2 protein-coding genes, 1 other RNA gene and 1 pseudogene are annotated in these 2664 nt (G+C 59.8%); 1 reads left to right on the top strand and 3 read right to left on the bottom strand.

All coding sequences use genetic code 11. The features are described 5' to 3' along the window. A pseudogene (locus tag AC2FNC_RS20620) lies at positions 1-311 on the top strand (alpha/beta hydrolase family protein); the annotation flags it as partial. A 36-nt stretch (positions 312-347) separates the two neighbouring features. On the opposite strand, the gene rsgA reads toward AC2FNC_RS20620, so the two are convergent. The 3 genes from rsgA to AC2FNC_RS20605 all read right to left on the bottom strand — a co-directional run. After that, positions 348-1376, bottom strand: a complete 1029-nt coding sequence (gene rsgA / locus AC2FNC_RS20615) for a ribosome small subunit-dependent GTPase A (protein ID WP_480623700.1) — start codon at positions 1374-1376, stop codon at positions 348-350. A gap of 158 nt (positions 1377-1534) precedes the next feature. After that, an RNA gene (gene ffs / locus AC2FNC_RS20610) (signal recognition particle sRNA small type) lies at positions 1535-1633 on the bottom strand. A gap of 39 nt (positions 1634-1672) precedes the next feature. Further along, positions 1673-2664, bottom strand: a 992-nt coding sequence (locus tag AC2FNC_RS20605) for a 5'-nucleotidase C-terminal domain-containing protein (protein WP_496716543.1), incomplete at its 5' end; no start/stop codon positions are given.

Raw genomic sequence — 2664 nt, 5'->3', positions numbered from 1 at the left:
GCTCGGACCTGCCCGCCTCGGTCTACTGGCAATGGCGCAAATGGTGCACAGCTCCTCTTAGCTACGTTCCCGAGATCGGGCAGAATTTGCCTGATGCGCATTGGGGCAGTTCTGGAACAGCTGTGGATCTGTTCACGTTCGAAGACGACCAGATGGTTCCGCCCGAGGCGGTTTGGCGCCTTGCCGATCTGTATGGCCCCGGGGCCAGACGCCACCTTCTGAAGCCTGCCGAATTTGGGCTGCCGGAGATTGGTCACATAGGCGCATTTGCCCGGCGCAATGCAGCGGTCTGGCCGCGCCTGATCGCCTGATCAGACGCGACGCAGGTTTTCCATAACACCTTGCAGCTATGGCCGTTTGCGAAGCTTCTTGTCCTGCATGACACCGCGGACCATCTTGCCGAACGCCTTGTCCCGCGCCCGCGATTGCGCAACGGTTTCCGAGTTTCGCTGATCTTCGCGCCGCAGCTTGCGCCAACGGTCCAGCCGCGCCGGATCAAGAACGCCCTTGCCTATTGCGTTCTGCACGGCACAGCCGGGCTCGGTCTCGTGCTGACAATCCGAAAAGCGGCAGCTTTGGCCAAGCTCTGTGATGTCCGAGAACACGTTGTCGATCCCGTCCTGAGCGTCCAACAAACGCAATGCGCGCATTCCCGGCGTGTCAATCAGCCAGCCACCGTTACCCATCCGGTGCAACGCGCGCACCGTTGTCGTGTGCCTGCCCCGTGCGTCGTCTTCGCGAATTCCAGAGGTGGCGAGGTTTTGATCCGTCATGGCGTTGCTGAGCGTCGTTTTACCCACGCCCGACGACCCGACCAGCGCGCCGGTCTGGCCTTTGGGGCACCATGCCAGAACCTTTTCGATATCTGCCGGGTCCAGCGCATTGATCGCCAGTACCGACAAAAAAGGGTCCAGAGATTGCACTTGTCCCGAGAAACTGCCGGGGTCATCCGACTGGTCAACTTTCGTCAGGACAACGACCGGATAACATCCGGCCTGATGTGCCAGCGCCAGATAACGTTCCAGCCGGGGCAGGTTGAAATCGGCGTTGCACGAGCTGACGATGAACAACACATCGACATTGGCTGCTATCAGTTGTGTTGCGGCACCTGTACCGGCAGCCCTGCGTTGCAGCAGGCTGCGCCGGTCCAGAATGTGACGCACGCGGTTTTCGGCGTCGGCAAGGACCCAATCCCCAACGGCATATGAACCGGTCGGATTATCCGGTGTCAGCAAAGGGATATCACCATCCGGGCTCAGCCCGATCAGACGGTCCCGATGTACCGATGCGATACGAAAGGGCGTGTCAGAAGGAAAAACCGCATGCTGCGCGGCAAAGTAAGAGGACCATCCCAGGTCCGAAAGCGTATAAGACATTTATCTGCCTGTTTTCAGAAACAGCAATGCCAACGGATGGCATGCGCGCATCCGCAGGTCGTGTGTTCAGGCAGTCCGGTGATTCCGGTGAATCAGAACCAGTCTGCCCGAAGGGTTTTCACTACAATCATAAAGCCCTCCTGTGGCTGTGGTTCACGAAGTGAGAGGTTGGACATCGACCCAAGCGGGGCTCGTTGTGGCTGCTTCCTTCCGGACCTGACCAGGTTGGCGAGGCGCTCGCCCGCGCCAACCTCTCGAGTCCGGATATAGGGAAGGCAACGGGAAAAGACAACCCGTCAGAGCGTCAGGCGGATGCGTTCAAATCCCCTGCCATCCGAGCCCAGCAACACGGGATCGAACCTGCGCAACTCATCCAAATATTTCGGGGCGCCCGGACCTGTGCGAAGAATTGTTGTCACGCCCCGCTGCGGTATCAGCGAGAACGGGTAGGGCTGCGTGACGATCGGATCGGGCGGAAGGTGCTGCGCCAGGTAATCCCGCACAAGGTCCTTGATGCTCAGCGGTGGCAGGCTGATGAACTCAGACGTTGTCGCATGCGGGAAATGCCCGCCTCCGCTGGCGCGGTAATTGTTCAGCGCCATAACGAACATCTGCTCCGGTCGTACGGGGCGGCCTGCATATGTCAGATCGCTGATCCGCCTGTGGTCTGGATGGATCATTTTCCCCTGCGCATCGTATCGAGGCGGCTGAGTAGGGTCGATCTGATAAGACAGTCCAAACACGATGTCGAAATTGTACCCGGCCCGTTCAGGGTTGATCAGTTCGGGCTCGGAACCGGGCTTTAACTGGTTGAATACGCTGGCCGACATCTCCAACCAGTCCAGCAGATGCGCACCGCTGATCCGGATTGCGCGCAGCTCGTTGGGAAACACATGCAGATCTGCGACATGGCGCAAACATATTTCTCCGGCGGGTACCTCGGTATAATGGCGGGGGCCTGAGCGCCCGCCGGATTTGGCAGGCGAAACAACCGACAGAATCGGCAGATCCGCCAGGTCTGTTCCCTGCAAAAGCGGGCGCAGTGCGGCGGCTTGCGCCGCAGCTACAAGGTTCAGCCCGCGATCCGGCGCACAGCAACTGAAATAGCTGTGCAATGTATCCGGGATATGTGCCACCGGTGCCGCAACGGATTGACGGGTCATAGGATGCGCCACCTCACACAGACCCGCAATTTCACGGTCTTCCCCGACGGCTGTGCCGTTGCTGATAACCGGGCGCAGTTCGACGCGGCTATCCCGGATTCGCACTTTGCCGTCCGGCCCGGCGG

Source organism: Ruegeria sp. BHSA123 (assembly GCF_059613425.1).
This window is presented reverse-complemented; position numbering and strand designations above follow the sequence as displayed.